Source organism: Vibrio sp. TRT 21S02, from assembly GCF_050113675.1.
In the GTDB taxonomy this organism is placed as follows: Bacteria; Pseudomonadota; Gammaproteobacteria; order Enterobacterales; family Vibrionaceae; genus Vibrio.
This window is the reverse complement of record NZ_JBNJOI010000001.1, coordinates 263,483-282,880: the sequence shown is the minus strand read 5'-3', so window position 1 is coordinate 282,880 and position 19,398 is coordinate 263,483. Positions and strand designations below refer to the sequence as shown.

The following is a 19,398-nucleotide window of genomic DNA, read 5'->3' as shown; positions in this document are numbered from 1 at the left end:
ATGGTATCGAGGTGATGTATAAAACACATCATCACGTTACCATGTAGCTACTCGAATTCAGCTAAGTAGCACAATAACGTCATGGCAGATACCACTGAACGCGTTCTTCTCAACATCGCACTCAATTTAAGCTCAAATCTTTCCAGCAAACATCAATATCAAAAACTGATCGACGGAATCGGTCAGGTCTTTCCATGCGATGCCAGTGCTCTGTTTGTGTTTGATGAAGACGGTTTTCTTACACCCGTCGCGGTGAAAGGTCTCTCCACCAGCGTATTAGGACGCCGTTTTTTCCCAAGTGCTCATCCAAGGCTCCAAGCGATTATCGAAAGCAAAACTCCCGTTAGATTTGATGCCGACAGCTCACTTCCCGACCCCTTTGATGGCATGATGCTTTCAGAAGAACATAACATTGATGTTCACGATTGCATGGGAGCAAGTCTTTATGTTGATGGACAACTCGTGGGCGTGCTAACCCTTGATGCTCTGGCCGTCGGTGCGTTCGACCATGTTGATAGCTTAGCGATTGAAACTTTTGCGGCTTTAGCTGCGGCAACGCTACGTAATATCGCGCAGTTCAAAGCGCTAAAAGCTCAAAACCAAAAGCAAAAACACGTCACCCAAATGCTCATCCAACAAGCACGGTCGTTGCATGGTGAAATGGTGGGACTAAGCCCTCAAATGCGCCAGCTTAAAAACAATATCGACACGGTTGCCAAATCCGACTATGCGGTATTAATCACCGGAGAAACGGGTACAGGTAAAGAACTGGTTGCTCACCATCTGCATGCCAATTCGTTACGAGCAGATAAACCCATGGTTTACGTTAACTGCGCCGCTTTACCTGAAGGATTGGCAGAGAGTGAGCTCTTTGGCCATGTCAAAGGTGCTTTCACAGGTGCCAATAGCCATCGAGCAGGAAAATTTGAACTGGCTGATGGCGGTACCATTTTCCTTGATGAGCTTGGTGAATTGCCATTAGTGCTGCAAGCGAAGCTGCTTCGCGTGATCCAACAGGGCGAGCTGCAACGTGTCGGTAGTGATAAGCATCTTTTAGTCAACGTTCGCATCATTGCTGCGACCAACCGACAACTTGAACAAGAAGTGGAACAAGGGCAATTTCGTGCAGACTTATATCATCGCCTAAATGTGTTTCCGATCCATGTCCCGGCCCTTCGTAAACGCGAGGGTGATATCCCAGTACTTGCTGGCTATTTATTAGAGAAAGTACGCCAACAATTTAACGTGCCCAACCTTCACCTCCATCCCAAAGCATTAAGTGCTTTGGAGCAACAACATTGGGCAGGGAATGTGCGAGAGCTTGAGCACACCTTAACCCGGGCGGCGCTACGTGCAATACAAGAGGAAAAACAAACCATTTTACTCAGCCACTTTGAGGGGAATATCGCGACTAAAGATGTAAAAATGACAACGCATTTTTTTCCCGCAGAAAGCAGCCCTATGCGTTCACTCGTGGAAGGCTATCAAAAAGATCTCATTCGCCATGCACTTGATAAATCGGACGGAACTTGGGCAAAAGCCGCACAATTTTTACAAATGGATCGCGGGAACCTGTACCGCATGGGCAAAAAGCTCGGTGTCGATTCCTAACGATTAAACTCTACCGATGTGTATTTGACATCATTTGCGTTGTTAAATACACATCAAGTTAAACTGAAAAATCAAAGTAAATCCTTAAAATTCAAACAGATACAAAGTGGCACGTTCCATGCTCTATTAGGTCATATGTGAATTTCACAATTTGATGAATAATAATAAGCACTGGAGACCCAAGATGTTCTGTATTCAATGTGAACAGACAATTCAAACCCCTACTACAACTGGCTGCTCATTTGCTCAAGGCATGTGCGGAAAAACGGCGGAAGTGTCCGACCTACAAGACGTTTTGGTTTATACGCTGCAAGGAGTATCTTTCTGGGCAACGCAAGCCCGCCAATTTGATATTATCGAAGACGCTGTTGATCAGTGGGCACCAAAAGCCTTCTTCTCTACCTTAACTAACGTTAACTTCGATCCTCAACGTATTCTGGATTTAACATCGCAAGCTGCCATTTTCAAAGCCGAACTAAAACAAAAAGTACTAGCGGCAGCAGCCATTTCGAATCATGAGCTCTCAGTTCCTGAAGTTGCAAACTTTGAACTTCCAGCAACAGCCGAAGAAATCCTAGCCATCGCACCGCAAGTTGCGGTAAACCGTGGAAAAGACTCCGTCCATGAAGACGTTATTGGTTTGCGTTTGTTATGTCTATATGGCCTGAAAGGCGCAGCGGCATACATGGAGCACGCACGCGTGTTACACCAAACAGATAACGATATCTACGCGGAGTACCACGAGATCATGGCGTGGTTAGGCACCGACCCTGAAGATCTAAATGCGCTACTTGATTGCTCTATGCGCATCGGCTTAATGAACTACAAAGTGATGGCAATGCTGGATGAAGGTGAAACCATCACATTTGGTCACCCAGAACCAACCGCCGTCAATGTGAAGCCGGTTAAAGGGAAATGCATACTGGTTTCTGGTCATGACTTACATGATCTAGAAAAAATCTTGCAACAAACCGAAGGCCTTGGCATCAACGTTTATACCAATGGTGAAATGTTGCCTGCACACGGCTACCCAGAGCTGAAAAAGTACCCTCACCTTGTAGGTAACTACGGTAGTGCTTGGCAAAATCAGCAAAAAGAATTTGCTAACTTCCCGGGTGCCATCGTGATGACATCGAACTGTCTTCTAAATCCAAATGTGGGTCAATATGCTGACCGTCTATTTACTCGCAGCATCGTCGGCTGGCCGGGTGTTGAACATATTGAAGGGGATGATTTCAGCAAGGTTATCCGCAGTGCGTTATCGCAACCAGGTTTCCAGCATGATGAAATTGAACACATGATCACAGTTGGCTTTGGCCGAAACGCGCTCATGAATGCAGCGCCAGCTGTTATTGACCAAGTAAAGCAAGGCAACATTAAACACTTCTTCCTTGTTGGGGGTTGTGATGGTGACAAAAAAGAACGCAGCTATTACACCGATTTCACTACCGCTGCGCCAGAAGATACGCTGATTCTAACGTTGGCATGTGGTAAGTTCCGCTTTAACAAAAACACCTTTGGTGATATCAACGGCATACCACGTTTGCTCGATGTAGGTCAGTGTAACGATGCTTATTCGGCGATTCAGCTGGCACTAGCTCTGTCTAAAGAGTTCGATTGTGACATCAATGAACTCCCTCTCACGTTGGTTCTTTCTTGGTTCGAACAGAAAGCAATTGTCATTTTGCTAACGCTATTCGCACTCGGTGTGAAAGGCATCTACACCGGGCCAACAGCTCCTGCATTTCTAACTGAGAACCTGATTAACATCATTCAAGAGAAGTTCGACATGCGAATGATTTCAAATGTTGAAGATGATCTAAAAACCATTCTTGCAGCATAAACAAGTCCATCGTCAATTCGCAGCCTCATTCTTCAATGAGGCTGCGTGTATTTTCCCGATATGAGAGCGCTATATGTATTCCCAATGGCAACAAAATCAAGCTGTTTCACTTCGTTGTATTGATAAATGGCAGGAAACACCTGACTGCGTTAGTTTCCGTCTTCAGCATCCGGAAAAGCCTCAATCTCACTCATTCAAACCCGGGCAATTCATCAGTCTTGGCATCGATTTAGATGGTAAAACTGAATATCGAGCCTATTCCATCAGCTCTTTACCGAGTGACCCTTTCTTACAACTGACGGTTAAGCGTGTTGAGGGTGGAAAAGTCTCTAACCACCTCGTCGATCACCTTAAAATTGGTGACGACCTTCAAGTGCTGCGCCCTGCTGGTGAATTCAATTGTATCGACCATCCACCAACAAAAAGAAAAGCGCTACTTATTAGTGCTGGCTGCGGTATCACACCGGTTTTCTCTATGGCGAACTATTGGCTAAATCAAAACCAAGCGATCGACATTCAGTTTCTGCATATCGCCAGAAATAAACAACAGACGATTTATTTTGATCAACTGGAAACCATACAAGCCGTGCATAGTGATTTCACTCTAAGTCTATTGTTAAAAGACGCTCAAGGCACTAGACACCCACAAGGACGATTGAATAAAGAATGGTTAAGTGAATTGGTTGTAGATTTGCACGAAAGAACCGTTTTTCTCTGCGGACCGAAGCAATTTATGCTGGATGTAAAACAGTATTTATCGGAACTCAACTTCGATATGAATCACTTCTTTGAAGAGAGTTTTACGCCCAACGAATCAGAAGCAATATCCCAAGCGGAAGAACAACAAAGTGTCACGCTCTCCGTTCCGGCATTTGGCCAGAGTTTTACCGTCAATTCAGGTGAAGTATTGGCGGATGCGCTTGAGAATGCAGGCTTGCCATTGATCGTCGCTTGCCGTAGTGGTATTTGCGGTTCTTGTAAATGTAAAGTCACCAAGGGCAGCGTTACTTCAACCAGCCAAGAAACCCTGACTGATGAAGAGATTGAACAAGGTTACGTACTGGCCTGCTCGTCGACGATTCAGGCGAATAGCGAAGTAGAACTTGGTTAAGTTTTAGATGTAAACGGATAGTATTAGCTATCCGTTTTCAACCAAGGCAAAAACGCATCCATCGTATCTTGCAGTGCGTCCCCTGCTCCTTTTTGATACCCGTATATACGAATGCCAAAGATCACCATCATCAGTTGATGAGCATAGTGTTTTGCTTGTTCATCACTAAAGATACTTCGTAAGTGTTCCGCGTATGTTTTCTCGATCTCTTGTAGTTTTTCTGTCGCTAAAAACTGTAAGTCATCATCTAACGCTGACAGCTCTAATTGCGCTTTAACTAAAAAACAACCGCAATATTGACTTTGCTCAGTCTGTTGAACCAAATCGTTCAAAATGAAAGTAATGGCGGATTGGATACCACCTTGTGTCGCAACCGCCTCATGAATATCTGCCACTGATTGTGCGGCATAATTTTCTAGAGCTAAACGAAACAAGCCTTCCTTGCTGCCAAATTCATTGTACAAACTACCAGGCTTCAACCCAGTGGCCTTAGAGATGTGTTGGATACTGGTTGCCGAGTAACCATTTTTCCAAAACAAATCAGTAACCTGTGCAATTACTTCATCAATTGAATACTTCTTTTTTGCCATCACTCATCCCTCATTCAACTCTGAAAGCGATAATAACATTTTTGAACGATCATTCAAAAAGTATTTGACAGTTACTTTTATTGATCATATTTTGAATGGGCATTCAAAATCAAATTCAAAAGGAAACAACATGAAAAAACATGCACTAGCAACTCTGGGCGCACTTGCGCTAGCTATCTCTACCAACGTATTCGCTGCTGACCTAAACATTGTTCATCAGTTTGATAAACAAAACCCTCCAGGTAACATTGGCGTTTCAGAATCTGGTCGTCTTTTTATGAGCAACCACCATTTTTATGGTGCCGACAACAAAATCGTAGAAATCAAAAATAACGGCAAAGTGGTGGCGTACCCAAATGAAGCATTCAGCCAAAGTCTAAACCCGGTATTAGGCGTTATCGTTGACAAAGAAGGTGTACTTTGGATGCTAGAAACGGCTGATGAAACGACTCACAACGGCCGTTTAATTGGTTGGGATACAAAGAAAAACCAACTGCACCAAATCGTTTACCTAGCAGCGCCAGTCATTCCAGCAGACTCTTTCCTTAACGATTTAGCAGTCGATCGTGATAACGAAATGGTTTACATCACAGATACTGGCGCAGGTTACAACTCTGCACTGGTTGTGATTGACCTAAAAACTGGTATGGCGAAACGCGTATTGGAAGGCACTCAGTTTACTCAACCTGAAGACACCGATATTGTTATCAACGGCAAAACTGTCATGATGGGTGACGCACCTGCACGCATTGGCGTTAACCCAATCACACTAGATAGCAAAAACAAGTGGTTATACTTTGGTGCGATGAATGGTACTAAGCTATACCGCGTGAAAACGGATGATCTACGTAACGCAAAACTATCGAGTAAAGACCTAGAAAAACGTGTTGAAGTTTATGCGGATAAGCCGATGAGTGACGGTATCACTATCGATGAAAATGACAACGTTTACGTGACAGATCTTGAGAATAATGCGGTTGGTTATATCGGTAAAGATCGCCAGTACAAAATCTTGCACAACAACTCTGAATTACTAAGCTGGAGCGATGGTTTTGCAACAACAGCGAATGGCAAAATCTTTGTAACAGTAAACAAACTGCATAAATCGCCAGTACTGAACCAAAACAAAGACGAAAGCGGCAATCGCTACTACATTGTTGAATTCGATGCGCTGGCTGAAACAAAAGTCGGCCACTAAGTTCTACCAAATACACTGTCCATAACGAAAAGGGGCTGCTTACGCAGCCCCTTTTGTTGGTTGATTAACTAAATATCAACGCCTTAAGCGATGCTTCAGGATCAACATCGGTAAACTCCGGCGGATTCTCTAACCGCTCACGGAAAGTTAGCTCTGGCGCTTCCTCTTTCATGCCTTCAATCAAAAACTCACTGCTTACCGCTGGCGAATTAACGCATGCCAATACTTGTCCCTCTGAAGACAATAGATCCGGTAGGCGACGTAAAATCTTTTTATAATCTTTCGTTAACGCAAAGCTTCCTTTTTGGAATGAAGGAGGATCAATGATCACCATGTCATAAGGCCCAGCCTTTTTGATTTTGCCCCATGATTTAAAAATATCATGTGCTAAAAAGCTAACCTGATTGAGATTATGCTCATTAAGGCGATGATTCTCTCGTCCTTTTGCCAAAGAGGCTTTTGCCATATCCACGTTCACTACGTTGTCTGCTCCGCCAGCAATAGCAGCCACAGAGAAACCACAGGTGTATGAAAATAAGTTGAGTACGTTTTTGTGTTTCGCGTTCGCTTTCACCCAATCTCGGCCAAATCGCATATCCAAAAACAAACCAAAGTTTTGGTTTCGGCCAATATCGAGCTGATATTTTAAGTCACTTTCTACCACAACAGGTCGACTATTGAGCTCACCCCAAATCACTTCGGAAGGTGCGCCATCGGCATAACGATGTTGCAATAACATGCTGATGCCTTGCTTTTGCTCCCAAACATCACTCTGAGCAAGGTATTCCAAACCTTGTTTAAGCACAGCGATAAAAGTGTCATCCACTTCTTTAAACAAGTTAACAACCAGTTGCCCTTGCAACCAGTCACAAGTCAGTTGCTCAAGACCTGGCCATTGACGGCCTCGCCCATGAAATAAGCGACGCACTTCATCTGGAGCATTGACCAATTCATTGATCAAGTGTTGAAAAAAAACAGGCAACTTCTCTGCCTGCATTTGAGATTCAGTTATTTTTTGAGATTCGGCCATGATAATTCCCATGGTTTAAGCCAATCAGAAATCCCCTGACTGACGGTTTCGTGATGCCATTTTTCGCCCAATGAGGCAAATTCACGTGGATCACAAACAAATTGATAAGACTGATTTAAGTAGGTAAAACCCAGAGCAAAAGCATGAAGATAACCGCGATCCGCGCTACTCGCTGCGTTATAAATTGCATCACCAACGATTGGTGAGCCTACCGACTTTAACGCAACACGAATTTGATGTGTTTTACCTGTATAAGGTTTACATAAAAACAGCCGCTCGCCCGGCTCGGCTGCGACTGAGAAAAATTGCGTGATAGCAGGATTATTTTGGCTATTGACTAACTTCCATGATGATCTGCGCGAGCGTTCCATATCTCCACTCACTAAACCCTGCTTCTTCTTCGGCTTTTTACTCCCCAATGCCAAATAAAACTTCGAGACATCTCGCTGTGCAAAAGCCTGAGACAGAGCACTCGCAGCCGTAGAGTGACGTGCAAGCAGCAAGATCCCAGAAGTCATTTTGTCTAAGCGGTGGACCAGATAAAGTTGTGAGTCCCCTGTTTTACACGCGACTTCTTGTAGCAGCATGGTGTCGCCATCATCTTTATGGACAGATACATTAGGGTGTTTGTTGATGATGAGAAAATCATCATGAGTGAAAAGAATATCAAACATATCGCTGGCTCCGCTTTGGAGGCAGAAGTATACCTGTTCCAAACGCGAAAGCCAGCTTAGGGAGAAGGTTAGCTCAGTTTGAACTTACCAATGAGCTGTTCAAGCTCTGCTACTTTATTATTTAGGCCATCAACACTCTCAGAGCTGCTGTTTGCCAATTGCAGTGAACGAACTGAAATGTCACTGATGGCGGTAATATCCGACGCAATCTCTTTGGTTACAGCGGTTTGTTCTTCCGCAGCTGTCGCAATTGAATTCACCATTGCCTGAACATTTGCTGCACCAGACACAATTTCATCCAACGCATTGACGGCGCCTGTACTTTGACTAACACCAACTTCTACCAAACGGCAGTTTTCATCGGTATAAGTGACCGCTTCCTGCGTACCAGACTGGATAGACTGGATAATGCCACCGACTTCTTGCGTCGCTTTGGTTGTTCGCTCAGCAAGAGCACGCACTTCATCCGCAACCACAGCGAAACCTCGACCGGCTTCCCCTGCACGAGCCGCTTCAATTGCAGCATTCAGGGCCAGCAAGTTTGTTTGCTCAGCAATCTCTTCAATGACCTTGATGACGCTGCCAATCTGCTCACCATGAGCACCAAGTTCATTCATCTGACCGGACATTTCGCCCATCTGAATGGAAACTTGTTGAATACTTCCAACCATATCTGAGATGACGGTACGCCCTTGAGTCGCTGACTCTTCAGAACGGCGCGCTTCTTCAAATGTAGAGATACCTTGTTGTGCAACTTCCGAGATGGTTAAGCTTAATTCTTCGGCTGCGGTTGCAATGAGGCTGGCTTTATCCGCTTGTGAAGAGGCACCTGAAACAATATCTTGGCTGACAGTTGATAATTCATTGGTGACCACTTTCACTTCAGAAGTGACATTGGACATTGAACTGATAAGACTGACCAGAGAGCTTTGCATGCGATTCACTGAAGAAGCAAGGTTTGCCAATTCATCACCAGACTTATCATCGATATCTTCTGCCGTTAAATCCCCTTCAGCCACACGTTGAGCAACAGAATCTAAGTGACTTAAGCGGTTAGTAATTGACTTTGACAACGCTAGCGCAATACCGACTGACAGGGCAATTGCGATTGCAGTCATCACATAAATTGAGTTTTCAATCGAATTAAAAGATGTCATTAAGGTATCAAATGCTTCGTCTGTATCTTGACGTTCAGATGCAGAGGTTTTATCAAGCATGTCTTCAATTGAAACTAAGTAAACCTCATATAAGTCGCGCAGATTTTGCACGCTAAGCGACATATCGTAATCCCCTTTTAGCTTCGGCACGATATCTCGCTCAAACTCTGACGCAAAGTTCGCCATCAGCTTTTCAATTTCAAGCAGGTTTCGATAATCTTCTTTTCCTGGAGTTTCAAGCTTTTTCACATTCTCCAAGGTGTTGGCAAATTCTGCTTTGCTCGATTGGTAATCTGAAGCCGCACCCGGCACGCCATTCACCATACCCATCGCATCACGGAAAACATCACCTGTGTCATCAATCAAAAATAGGTAATACATGCTCTCAGGAACATCATCAGAACGAAGCTCTTCTGCAACTCGATAGGAACCCATGACTTCTAACCAGATCATCGTCACCATTGCTCCCATGATCAACACAATACCGCCAAAACCGGCATACAACTTTTTACGTACCGATAACTTCATTCAAATACCTGCTTCTTTTTTTAGATTGTTGTTACAAAACATGTATCGACCATACTGTAAAAACATTTAATATAATTTAATGTTAATTAACGACTTGCATAAAAAAACCTCCCATTTGGGAGGTTTTGTTTCATGTAATCTTTCTAAATGATTGAGAAAATGAAGACGGCCATAATAGCTACCGGACATATCACTCGAACATACCATGGCCAAATTTTCCAGAATAGGCCTTGTTCGATTTCAGGGTTGCCTTCTTTAAGCTCATTAAGCAGTTTATTGCGATTCCAGATCCAGCCAACGACAATCGCCCAAATCACACCTAGCAATGGCTGCATGTACACGGTTGAGATGTCAGCAATCAAACCGAATAGCGCGCCAAAATTGAGCGAGATTACGATACTCAGAACTAAGATAACCCCACCAATCACCCATGTTGCTTTGGTACGCTCCATCTTTAGCTCATCTTGAGCGCAAGAAACAGGAACTTCTAACAATGAAATGGAAGATGTCAGTGCCGCAATGACCATCAGAACAAAGAAACCTGTGCCAATGATGACACCAACGCCACCCATGGTGTGGAACATGGAAGGTAAAACAGCAAATACCAAATCACCAGAGCTCATCAGCTGGCCTGCGTCATTAAAGATTTCTACACCATTGTTTTTCGCAACAAACATCGCAGGCAAAATAAGAAGACCTGCCGCTAATGCAACACCGGTATCAATCGCAGCAACTTGTCCTGCCGTCTTTGGAAGATTGACGTCTTTTTTAAGGTAAGAGCCATAAACCATCATCGAGCCCACACCAAGAGAGAGTGAGAAGAAGGCCTGCCCCATCGCGTCCACAAGTAGCGACGGTGTCACCTGAGAAAAATCAGGGACAAGGTACATTTTCAAGCCTTCCATTGCGCCATCTTGGGTGAAGATATAAATGATCATCACTCCAAATAGCACAAACAGCATTGGCATCAGGCGACTTGACCATTTCTCGATACCATCAGCTACGCCATTTTTAACCACGTAGATAGTGAGCACAGAAAACAGAGTCGCTAGTAGCACATTTCGTGCACCACTAAAATTTACCAACCAGTCAGCCGCGCTTTGCAGGCCAACCACTTCTAATGTTGGCGCTGCGGCAAAACCCATTAACCAGCCCGCTAAAATAGAGTAGAAACTTAGGATTAATGACGCAGCAACCATTGCGATTACCCCAAAAAATCCAGCCGCAGCACGATTTTTTGTCCATACGGATTTGAGAGATGCGATAGGGTTTGATTGACCATGACGACCGATAGTCAGTTCAGCAACCAGCATTGGGAATGCTAATAAAAATACCATTGCAAGGTAGATAACCAAAAATGCCGCACCACCATTGCTCGCGGCTTTCGTTGGAAATCCCCAAACGTTTCCTAATCCGACAGCAGATCCCGCTGCCGCCATAATAAAACCGATTCTCGATGAGAAATGGCCTCTTGCATTACTTGCCATAATTATTATTACCGATGTTGAGTTTTTAGGTAGGCGTCAGAAGGCTTGGGTGTACATAATTATGTACACTATAAAAAAGTTTAAGCGACACCACACAGGTAGCAAGTAAAACAGTTTGAAATTACAATTGGAACCCCAAATAGTGTATTTTTCTAATATTGGTGCTATCGCACAGTTTAAATGGTCAAACCTTAACCAAACAAACAACTTTTACACCACCTCTTCACACTCAGGCAACATTTAGACCTGTTTCATTCGCCACTTTTTTCACATTCATTTCATTTGTGTATTCCGCTCGTCATGGATTGGCAGTACTATCTAAGCGATTAAGTTCATACAGGATTATGCATGGAAAAGTTCTACCAATTTCTTACATTAGCAAGCATCGTGCTCTACTGGCTGCTGGTTGCAGGTGTAACTTTACGTGTAGTTCTAAAGCGTCGAGCCGTTAGCGTTTCACTCGCTTGGTTGATGATCATCTATATCATCCCGATTGTCGGCGTAGCCTGCTATTTTCTGTTTGGAGAGCTGAATTTAGGTAGGAAGCGGGCAGAACGGGCGAAAGAGATGTTTACGCCTTTTGAAAAATGGTTTTCACAACTGAATGATTGCCATGCCCACTCACCGGAAACTTTTGGCCAGCACATTTCTCGCATCGACGAGCTGTGTAACAACCGCTTAGGGTTACCAGCATTAAGTGGTAATACGCTGTCATTACAAAGTTCACCACAAGATATCCTCCATTCAGTGATCGAAGATATCGAAGCCGCCCAATCAAGCATTCGGATGGTGTTTTATATCTGGCATCCCGGAGGCCTAGCCGATTCCGTTGCATCCGCACTTATCCGTGCCTCTAAACGCGGTGTAGATGTAAAACTCTTGTTAGATTCAGCAGGCAGCCCACGCTTTTTCCGCAGCCATTGGCACCAAATGATGAAAAGCGCAGGTATAGAAGTACTGCAAGCATTAGAGGTAAGTCCATGGCGTATCTTTCTACGCCGGTTGGATCTTCGCCAGCACCGAAAAATCATCGTAATCGATGATAAAGTCGCCTATACGGGTTCGATGAACATGGTCGACCCTGCGTTCTTCAAACAAGAGTCTGGAGTTGGTCAGTGGATTGATATCATGGTTCGTGTTACCGGCCCAACGGTCAACGTGCTTTCTGCGATTCATTGCTGGGACTGGGAGGTCGAAACAGGCTCTCGTACCATGCCTCAATTGCCTGAATGTCAAATTGACCCGAATGAACCGCAACACCCTATCCAAGTTGTCCCATCCGGACCGGGCATGCCTGAGCATTTGATTTCTCAAGTGCTGACGTTGGCGATCAACCAAGCGAATCAATCGGTCAGGATCACTACCCCTTACTTCGTACCCAGTGCTGATCTGCTAGAAACATTAAAGCTAACTGCTCAACGAGGCATCACAGTAGAGCTTATCATCCCCCAGAAAAATGATTCGATGATGGTGCAATGGGCATCACGAGCATTTTATACCGAACTGATGGAAGCTGGCGTTAAGATCTTTGAGTTTTACGGTGGCCTACTGCATACCAAATCTGTCGTGATTGATGAACAATTCTGCTTAGTCGGTACCGTGAATATGGACATGCGGAGTTTGTGGCTCAACTTTGAACTTACGCTCGCCGTCGACGACGAAGCATTTACTAAAGAAATGTACTGGCTCCAACAGAGCTATATTGAACAATCCATCGAGATCCAGTTGAGTAACTGGCAGCAACGTTCATTGTATTCACGCTTTCTTGAACGAGTTTTCTACTTGTTCAACCCGCTGCTCTAAAGGCTTCAGGCATCATCAAGAATTTGAGGCTTTTTGTCCTTGAATTTCTCCCTATAGCGTGTTTTAAATAGATCAAAATGTTATCAGACAAGGATTTCTTATGTCGGAAGGCAAAAAAACCAAATTAGTTACTGCTGGCCGCTCTAAAAAATGGACGAACGGGGTGGTTAATCCACCCGTGCAACGCGCATCAACTGTGGTTTTTGAAACGGTTGCAGAAAAAAATCATGCGACAATCAATCGTGCAAATAAAACCCTGTTTTATGGACGCCGCGGCACCAATACCCATTTTGCATTCCAAGATGCGATGATAGAAATCGAAGGTGGCGTAGGCTGTGCCTTATACCCATGTGGTACTGCCGCCATTTCTAACGCGCTTCTCTCGTTTGTAGAGTCTGGTGATCACATTTTAATGGTTGATACTTGCTACGAACCTACTCGTGATTTTTGCGACAAAATTTTGAAAAAAATGGGGGTAGAGACGACTTACTACAACCCTATTCTTGGTGAAGAGATTCGCGACTTAATCCAACCCAATACAAAAGTGTTGTTTCTCGAATCACCAGGCTCCATCACCATGGAAGTACAAGATGTGCCAACACTTTCACGAATTGCTCACGAGCACGACATGATAGTCATATTGGACAATACGTGGGGAGCGGGTGTTAATTTTTCTCCATTTGAGTTCGGCGTTGATATCTCTATCCAAGCTGCGACCAAGTATATTGTTGGTCATTCTGATGTCATGTTGGGTACCGCTGTCGCAAATGATAAGTGCTGGGATCAACTGCGAGAGCAGAGTTATTTGATGGGGCAATGCGTCTCTCCAGACGATGCTTATCAAGGTTTGCGCGGCCTTCGCACGATGGATGTAAGACTCAGACAACATGCAGAAAATAGCCTAAAGGTTGCACAATGGCTGCAGTCTCGCCCCGAAGTCGATCACGTTCGACATCCTGCATTAGAAACTTGCCCTGGTCATGAATTCTTCAAGCGTGATTTTACAGGCGGAAACGGGTTGTTCTCATTCGTACTAAAAACAAGCTACCCTCGCGCGACGACAACCTTACTCGATGGTATGAAACACTTCAGTATGGGGTACTCATGGGGCGGTTTTGAAAGTCTTATTCTCGCCAATGAACCAAAGAGCTTTAACAGCTTAAGAACCGTAGCAAACCCAAACTTTGACGGAACGCTTATCCGCTTACACATCGGTTTAGAAGATATTGATGACCTGATTCAAGATCTCGAAGCAGGCTTTAAGCGTTACAACTCAATGCTTCAAGAACAATAATACAAAAATAGGAGCTTTCATCAGCTCCTATTTTTTATTCCACTTTATACATCGTCTTAAACTTAAGCTCTTCATGTAGAGGTCAATTAAAATTGGCCACGGTTTTAGAGTTTTCACTATGCTGTTGCTCAGACTCATTGGGTTTCAGGCCATCATTCTATTGAAGTGGCTTGAGTTGGTTGTAATAGCCTATGATATATCGAATTATATCTTCTCTCGCTTCGCTAAAACTCCAATAACCCTGCATCACAATTTATAAAACAGCGATTAACGTGGCTTATGCGGACACCCAACGACATGATCATCCACCATCCCTACAGCCTGCATAAAAGCATAACAGATGGTTTCACCAACAAACTTGAATCCTTTCTTTTTTAAGAACTTACTCATTTGTTTGGATTGCTCCGTCACCGCAGGCACTTCAGACATTGATGTCCAGTGATTCACGATAGGCTTACCTTCGACAAACTGCCACAGCGCATTGGATAATGAACCATACTCTTTCTGAAGTTCGATAGTCGCGCGGGCATTAGAATAAACCGACGCTATCTTCGCTTTGTTTTTGACGACATCGTATTGCTCAATAATCAATGGGACGCGTTGTTCATCATATTGAGCGAGTTTATTTATATCGTAACCCTCAAAGGCTTTTCGATACCCTTCTCGTTTTTTTAAAATCGTAATCCAGCTAAGTCCTGCTTGAGCACCTTCTAGCGTAATAAACTCAAACAGTTTCGTATCATCATAAACAGGCACGCCCCACTCTTCATCGTGATAGCTTTTTTCTAACGGATGATTTAAGGCCCAAGCACAAGTTGTATCAGTCATTTTTGTATCCTTACAAAAACGCCCCTGAAGGTTCAGAGGCGTTTTTCATGTTTTGTTAACCAAACCTTAGTTTGGCACCTTAACCTTATGGAATAGACGATACAAGACTGGTACGACAATAAGTGTCAGTACCGTAGCAAAACCTAAACCAAACATGATCGTTACCGCCATCGGCTTAAAGAAAATATCCGGTAGCAGAGGAATCATGCCTAAAATCGTAGTAATCGCGGCCATACAAACAGGACGAACACGACTTAGCGCCGCATCAACCACTGCAATATAGGGATCTTTGCCCGATTGCATTTCTATCTCAATCTGATCCAAGAGCACGATACCATTTTTCAGCAGCATACCGGACAAACTCAAGAAACCAAGCAACGCCATAAAGCCAAATGGCGTATTCAGTGCCAGTAGACCTGTTGTCACACCAATAATAGCCAATGGCACTGTTAGCCAAACAATCAGCGGCTCTTTCACTGAGTTGAATAAGAACACCGTGATCAAGAACATGAACAAGTAACCCATTGGCATCGTTGTAAACAGCGAGGCTTGTGCATCACTTGATGATTCATACTCCCCACCCCATTCCAAAGAATAACCCGGTGGCAATTCAATCGCTTCAATTTGCGGTTGAAGACGTTTTTGCAATGTCGCTGCCGTTTCTTCGCCAAGAATATCTGGGTCAGCCATTACAGTGAGCATACGCTTACGATTCTTGCGCACAATAATTGGGTCTTCCCAACGCATCTCATAACCCATAGTCACTTGCTGGAGCGGAATGTATTCGCTCAGTACTGGGCTCCAGATCTTCATTCCTTCGATATTTCGGATATCAATACGCTCATCTTCCGGTAATCGGGCAACAATTGGCATCAAGGTTGTACCATCTCGGTATACACCAATCGCCATACCAGAGAATGACATTGACAAGAAATCATCGACATCTGACTTGGTGATCCCATAGCGACGTGCCTGACTTTCATTAAACTGAGGTTCTAAAACCTTAGTCCGCTCTCGCCAATCGTGACGCACGTTTGTTGCACCTGGATCGTTATGCATAATCTCGCTGATCTGCGCAGCAAGCGAGCGTAAGACAGTAGGATCAGAGCCAATCACACGCGCTTCAATTTTGGCACCACCACCTGGGCCAAGCTCAATCTGTTTAAGCTTGTAATTGACTTCAGGGAACGTCGCTTCAACATGTGCTCGAAATTTCGCCATGAGCGGTTGAAGTGCTTCATAGTTATCGACTCGAGTGGTGATTTCACCATATGCGGCGTAGCTCTTCTCAGGTGCATACGTCAGCATAAAACGCTGTAACCCTTTGCCTGCCGTCGTTGTTATATGCTCAACGTGGTCCTGCTCTGCCAGCCAAGATTCCAATGCTTTCAGCTTTGTATTTGTCGCTCGAATGTCTGTCCCTTCAGGTAACCAAATGTCTGCTTGGAACATCGGTGTCGTTGACGATGGGAAAAACGACTGCTTAACAAAACCGAAACCATAGATACTCGCAACAAGGCCGACAATAAGCACTGCAACAGTCAGCCAAGCTCGCTTCATACAGAACTCAAGGAAGTTCTTGTAAATGACGAAAATCATGCCGTTGTATGGATCGGAGTTTTCTCCATCTTGTTTCACCTTTTGCCCTTTAAAGAATATATCGGCAAAAAATGGCGTCAGAGATATCGCCGTAAACCAACTCAGCATGAGTGAGATAAGAAGAACGGTAAACAAAGTGCCACAATATTCACCAGTCGCATCTTCTGACAGGCCAATCGGAGCAAATGCCGTGACAGCAATCACCGTTGCACCCAGCAATGGCCATTTAGTTTGGGTCACGATATCGGTCGCAGCTTGTAGCCGCGTTCGCCCTTTCTGGGTACCTATCAGTATCCCCTCAACGACCACAATGGCGTTATCCACCAGCATCCCTAGTGCAATAACCAATGCACCTAAAGAGATACGTTGCAGATCAATCTGGAAATATTTCATGAAAATGAATGTTCCCAAAACCGTCAGCAGCAGTATCAAGCCAATTAATAGACCAGAGCGTAACCCCATGAAAAACAGTAGAACAATGATCACTATCGCAACAGCTTGACCAAGGCTCACCACAAAGCCACTAACCGATTTATCGACTTCTTTTGGTTGACTGTAAATTTCGGAAATACCGACACCAACTGGTTGTTGATACTTTAACTCTGCAAGTCGACGATCAAAGCTTTTACCGACTTCAACTACATTGACGCCCTGTGCAAAAGAAACCCCGACATTCAAAGCAACCTGACCGTTAAAGTTAATGATATTGCTAGGAACTTCGACATAACCACGTTTAATCTCAGCAACGTCTTTGAGATAAATAAGCCCCTGAGCACCTGCTTCTGTCAGGATCAGGTCACCTAATTGATCAACATTTTCAAATTCGCCAGTCGGTTGAATACGAATGTATTCGCTACCAATGCGGATAGCACCAGCATCAGAGACGACATTCTGTGTCGACAATAGATTGAAAACGGTATCAGGCGACAACCCAAGGCTACTGAGGCGTTTCATCGATATCTCAATGAACACTTGCTCTTGCTGTTGCCCAGTTACCGATACCTTGCTGACACCATCAACTAATTCGAGCTCACGCCTTAAGTAGTCAACATAGTCCAGCAGCTCTTTATAACTGTACCCTTCCCCTGTTACCGCCAACAAAATACCGTAAACATCACCGAAATCATCAATGACTTGTGGGTCATTCACCCCGGGAGGAAGTTGACCTTTTAGATCATTAACTTTTCGGCGCAATTCATCCCAGATCTGCGGTAAATCATCAGGACCATAATTGTTCTTCATGGAAACCGTGATTTGAGACAGACCGCGGCTAGAAATGGAATTGACCTCATCAACGTACGTTAGTTGTTGTATCGCTTTTTCCAACGGATAAGTCACTTCTTCTTCGACTTGCTGCGGGGTTGCACCCGGATATGCAGTCACGACCATCGCGTCTTTAATGGTAAAGGCAGGATCTTCAAGACGTCCTAAACCAAAAAATGCTGCAACACCACCAATCAGGAAAATCAGCGAGATCATCCAACTGATAACACGATTTCGAATAAAATATGCCGCAATGCCTGTTATATCTTCATCACGTTGAGGTGTGTTATTCGTGATTTCACTCATGACCAGCCTCCTGAATTACTTCCACCTTCATCCCCTCTCTGAGTCTGGAAATGCCCGCAATAACTACTTGTTGATCTGCTTTAAGGCCATTTAGAACCTGAACCGAGTTGCGGCTCGCTTTACCAAGCATCACTTGTTGTTTACTTACCGTTTGATCATCATTGAGTACCCAGACAAATTTATTTCCTCTGTCTAGAGCATCACCATCGGCATTAAATAGCGCTTCAATTGGGATTTGCACTCCGGCATTCAGCTCAAGACCAACATCTTCTCCACGAGATGTGACTTCAACCGCCATACCATCAAGGATGTACTCCTCCTCAGGCATAGGTAGTGACAACGTCACAGTAAATGTCCCCGTTGCAGGATCAGGTTCGGTGGTAAACTCTTTAATTACAGCCTGATATTCATTACCACTTGGTACACGCACAACCGCCTGCACATGAGACAATTTATCCCTCTCAGGTTGTTTCACGTAAATTCGGTCTGGAAGTTGAATCAGGACTTCGACATTGTCGATACTGTGGATATTAACAATTTGCTGCCCAACTTGAATATTCTCAAACCGATCGGCACTTACACGTGAAATGATGCCATCCACTGGGGCGGTCAATTTGGTAAATGACAAACGAAGTTTAGCCAGCTGTAACTCTGCGTAAGCAATCTGACGCTGAGCAGCAATTTCATCAAATTGAGATTTGGCTAGCAGACCTTTTTTAACCAAAGGCGCAGAACGTTTATACTGGCTATCGACAACCGAATAACGGGCCGCTGCATTATCAACATCAAGTTGATAATCGGTTGGATCCAGCTCAGCTAAGATATCCCCTTTCTTTACGCGATCGCCTTCTTTCACATCAATTTTGCTGATTTCACCAGCGACACGAAAACTAAGGTGTGATCTTTCAGAGGCATTCGCTACCGCAGGAAAATACAAATTATTTTTTGCTTCTTGCTGCCCGAGATTTTCAACTTTCACCTTGGGTAGACCAAAGTCAGCATGTTTGATTTCACCACCACAACCAGTTAGTAACGCGGCAGATGAAAGAACACTTAACACTATCCAGTTCTTCATA

The 19,398-nt window shown here is 44.2% G+C and carries 14 protein-coding genes and 1 pseudogene; 6 read left to right on the top strand and 9 right to left on the bottom strand.

Going from position 1 to position 19,398, the window contains the following annotated elements; translation table 11 throughout:
* Positions 1-81 precede the first annotated feature (81 nt).
* The 3 genes from norR (at position 82) to ACQEXU_RS01350 (ending at position 4,565) form a co-directional block, all read left to right on the top strand.
* Complete coding sequence (gene norR, locus ACQEXU_RS01360) at positions 82-1,611, top strand: nitric oxide reductase transcriptional regulator NorR (RefSeq protein ID WP_367986666.1); 1,530 nt, start codon at positions 82-84, stop codon at positions 1,609-1,611.
* A 184-nt stretch (positions 1,612-1,795) separates the two neighbouring features.
* Positions 1,796-3,454 (top strand): hydroxylamine reductase, encoded by a 1,659-nt coding sequence (gene hcp, locus ACQEXU_RS01355; RefSeq protein ID WP_427009363.1) that lies wholly within the window; start codon positions 1,796-1,798, stop codon positions 3,452-3,454.
* Positions 3,455-3,527: 73 nt separating this feature from the next.
* Entirely contained in the window at positions 3,528-4,565 is a 1,038-nt protein-coding gene (locus ACQEXU_RS01350; RefSeq protein ID WP_427009362.1) for a 2Fe-2S iron-sulfur cluster-binding protein, read from the top strand.
* A 23-nt stretch (positions 4,566-4,588) separates the two neighbouring features.
* On the opposite strand, the gene ACQEXU_RS01345 is transcribed toward ACQEXU_RS01350, so the two are convergent.
* Complete coding sequence (locus ACQEXU_RS01345; RefSeq protein ID WP_427009361.1) at positions 4,589-5,155, bottom strand: TetR/AcrR family transcriptional regulator; 567 nt, start codon at positions 5,153-5,155, stop codon at positions 4,589-4,591.
* A 130-nt stretch (positions 5,156-5,285) separates the two neighbouring features.
* On the opposite strand from ACQEXU_RS01345, the gene ACQEXU_RS01340 reads away from it, so the two are divergent.
* On the top strand, positions 5,286-6,353 hold the full coding sequence (locus ACQEXU_RS01340) for an L-dopachrome tautomerase-related protein (RefSeq protein WP_427009360.1): 1,068 nt from the start codon (positions 5,286-5,288) through the stop codon (positions 6,351-6,353).
* A 64-nt stretch (positions 6,354-6,417) separates the two neighbouring features.
* On the opposite strand, the gene ACQEXU_RS01335 is transcribed toward ACQEXU_RS01340, so the two are convergent.
* The 4 genes from ACQEXU_RS01335 to ACQEXU_RS01320 all read right to left on the bottom strand — a co-directional run bounded on the left by ACQEXU_RS01335 (position 6,418) and on the right by ACQEXU_RS01320 (position 11,229).
* On the bottom strand, positions 6,418-7,350 hold the full coding sequence (locus ACQEXU_RS01335; RefSeq protein ID WP_427009491.1) for a class I SAM-dependent methyltransferase: 933 nt from the start codon (positions 7,348-7,350) through the stop codon (positions 6,418-6,420).
* An 11-nt stretch (positions 7,351-7,361) separates the two neighbouring features.
* A complete protein-coding gene (locus ACQEXU_RS01330; RefSeq protein WP_427009359.1) occupies positions 7,362-8,057 on the bottom strand; it encodes a TIGR01621 family pseudouridine synthase in 696 nt (231 codons plus the stop codon).
* 68 nt (positions 8,058-8,125) lie between these two features.
* A complete protein-coding gene (locus ACQEXU_RS01325) occupies positions 8,126-9,742 on the bottom strand; it encodes a methyl-accepting chemotaxis protein (protein ID WP_427009358.1) in 1,617 nt (538 codons plus the stop codon).
* 143 nt (positions 9,743-9,885) lie between these two features.
* Entirely contained in the window at positions 9,886-11,229 is a 1,344-nt protein-coding gene (locus ACQEXU_RS01320) for a sodium-dependent transporter (protein ID WP_367986674.1), read from the bottom strand.
* A gap of 348 nt (positions 11,230-11,577) precedes the next feature.
* Here ACQEXU_RS01320 and cls point away from each other — a divergent pair, with 348 nt between their 5' ends.
* Together cls and ACQEXU_RS01310 are read left to right on the top strand one after the other, a co-directional pair.
* A complete protein-coding gene (cls, locus tag ACQEXU_RS01315; RefSeq protein ID WP_367986675.1) occupies positions 11,578-13,032 on the top strand; it encodes a cardiolipin synthase in 1,455 nt (484 codons plus the stop codon).
* Between the two features lie 100 nt (positions 13,033-13,132).
* Positions 13,133-14,326: a cystathionine beta-lyase gene (locus ACQEXU_RS01310; RefSeq protein ID WP_427009357.1), complete on the top strand. Its 1,194-nt coding sequence runs from the start codon at positions 13,133-13,135 to the stop codon at positions 14,324-14,326.
* Between the two features lie 82 nt (positions 14,327-14,408).
* On the opposite strand, the pseudogene ACQEXU_RS01305 reads toward ACQEXU_RS01310, so the two are convergent.
* The 4 genes and pseudogenes from ACQEXU_RS01305 to ACQEXU_RS01290 all read right to left on the bottom strand — a co-directional run.
* Positions 14,409-14,567: pseudogene (locus ACQEXU_RS01305) on the bottom strand (IS3 family transposase); the annotation flags it as partial.
* 26 nt (positions 14,568-14,593) lie between these two features.
* Positions 14,594-15,154, bottom strand: a complete 561-nt coding sequence (locus ACQEXU_RS01300) for a DNA-3-methyladenine glycosylase I (protein ID WP_427009356.1) — start codon at positions 15,152-15,154, stop codon at positions 14,594-14,596.
* A gap of 66 nt (positions 15,155-15,220) precedes the next feature.
* Positions 15,221-18,322, bottom strand: a complete 3,102-nt coding sequence (gene vmeI / locus ACQEXU_RS01295; protein ID WP_427009355.1) for an efflux RND transporter permease subunit VmeI — start codon at positions 18,320-18,322, stop codon at positions 15,221-15,223.
* Positions 18,315-19,397 (bottom strand): efflux RND transporter periplasmic adaptor subunit, encoded by a 1,083-nt coding sequence (locus tag ACQEXU_RS01290; RefSeq protein ID WP_427009354.1) that lies wholly within the window; start codon positions 19,395-19,397, stop codon positions 18,315-18,317. Before ACQEXU_RS01290 ends, vmeI begins: the two co-directional genes overlap by 8 nt.
* Position 19,398: the final 1 nt, after the last annotated feature.

Excerpts from the sequence above, each read along its gene's own strand:
- norR (WP_367986666.1), top strand. The coding sequence starts at position 82 with ATGGCAGATACCACTGAACGCGTTCTTCTCAACATCGCACTCAATTTA.
- hcp (WP_427009363.1), top strand. The coding sequence starts at position 1,796 with ATGTTCTGTATTCAATGTGAACAGACAATTCAAACCCCTACTACAACT.
- ACQEXU_RS01350 (WP_427009362.1), top strand. The coding sequence starts at position 3,528 with ATGTATTCCCAATGGCAACAAAATCAAGCTGTTTCACTTCGTTGTATT.
- ACQEXU_RS01345 (WP_427009361.1), bottom strand. The coding sequence starts at position 5,155 with ATGGCAAAAAAGAAGTATTCAATTGATGAAGTAATTGCACAGGTTACT.
- ACQEXU_RS01340 (WP_427009360.1), top strand. The coding sequence starts at position 5,286 with ATGAAAAAACATGCACTAGCAACTCTGGGCGCACTTGCGCTAGCTATC.
- ACQEXU_RS01335 (WP_427009491.1), bottom strand. The coding sequence starts at position 7,350 with ATGCAGGCAGAGAAGTTGCCTGTTTTTTTTCAACACTTGATCAATGAA.
- ACQEXU_RS01330 (WP_427009359.1), bottom strand. The coding sequence starts at position 8,057 with ATGTTTGATATTCTTTTCACTCATGATGATTTTCTCATCATCAACAAA.
- ACQEXU_RS01325 (WP_427009358.1), bottom strand. The coding sequence starts at position 9,742 with ATGAAGTTATCGGTACGTAAAAAGTTGTATGCCGGTTTTGGCGGTATT.
- ACQEXU_RS01320 (WP_367986674.1), bottom strand. The coding sequence starts at position 11,229 with ATGGCAAGTAATGCAAGAGGCCATTTCTCATCGAGAATCGGTTTTATT.
- cls (WP_367986675.1), top strand. The coding sequence starts at position 11,578 with ATGGAAAAGTTCTACCAATTTCTTACATTAGCAAGCATCGTGCTCTAC.
- ACQEXU_RS01310 (WP_427009357.1), top strand. The coding sequence starts at position 13,133 with ATGTCGGAAGGCAAAAAAACCAAATTAGTTACTGCTGGCCGCTCTAAA.
- ACQEXU_RS01300 (WP_427009356.1), bottom strand. The coding sequence starts at position 15,154 with ATGACTGATACAACTTGTGCTTGGGCCTTAAATCATCCGTTAGAAAAA.
- vmeI (WP_427009355.1), bottom strand. The coding sequence starts at position 18,322 with ATGAGTGAAATCACGAATAACACACCTCAACGTGATGAAGATATAACA.
- ACQEXU_RS01290 (WP_427009354.1), bottom strand. The coding sequence starts at position 19,397 with ATGAAGAACTGGATAGTGTTAAGTGTTCTTTCATCTGCCGCGTTACTA.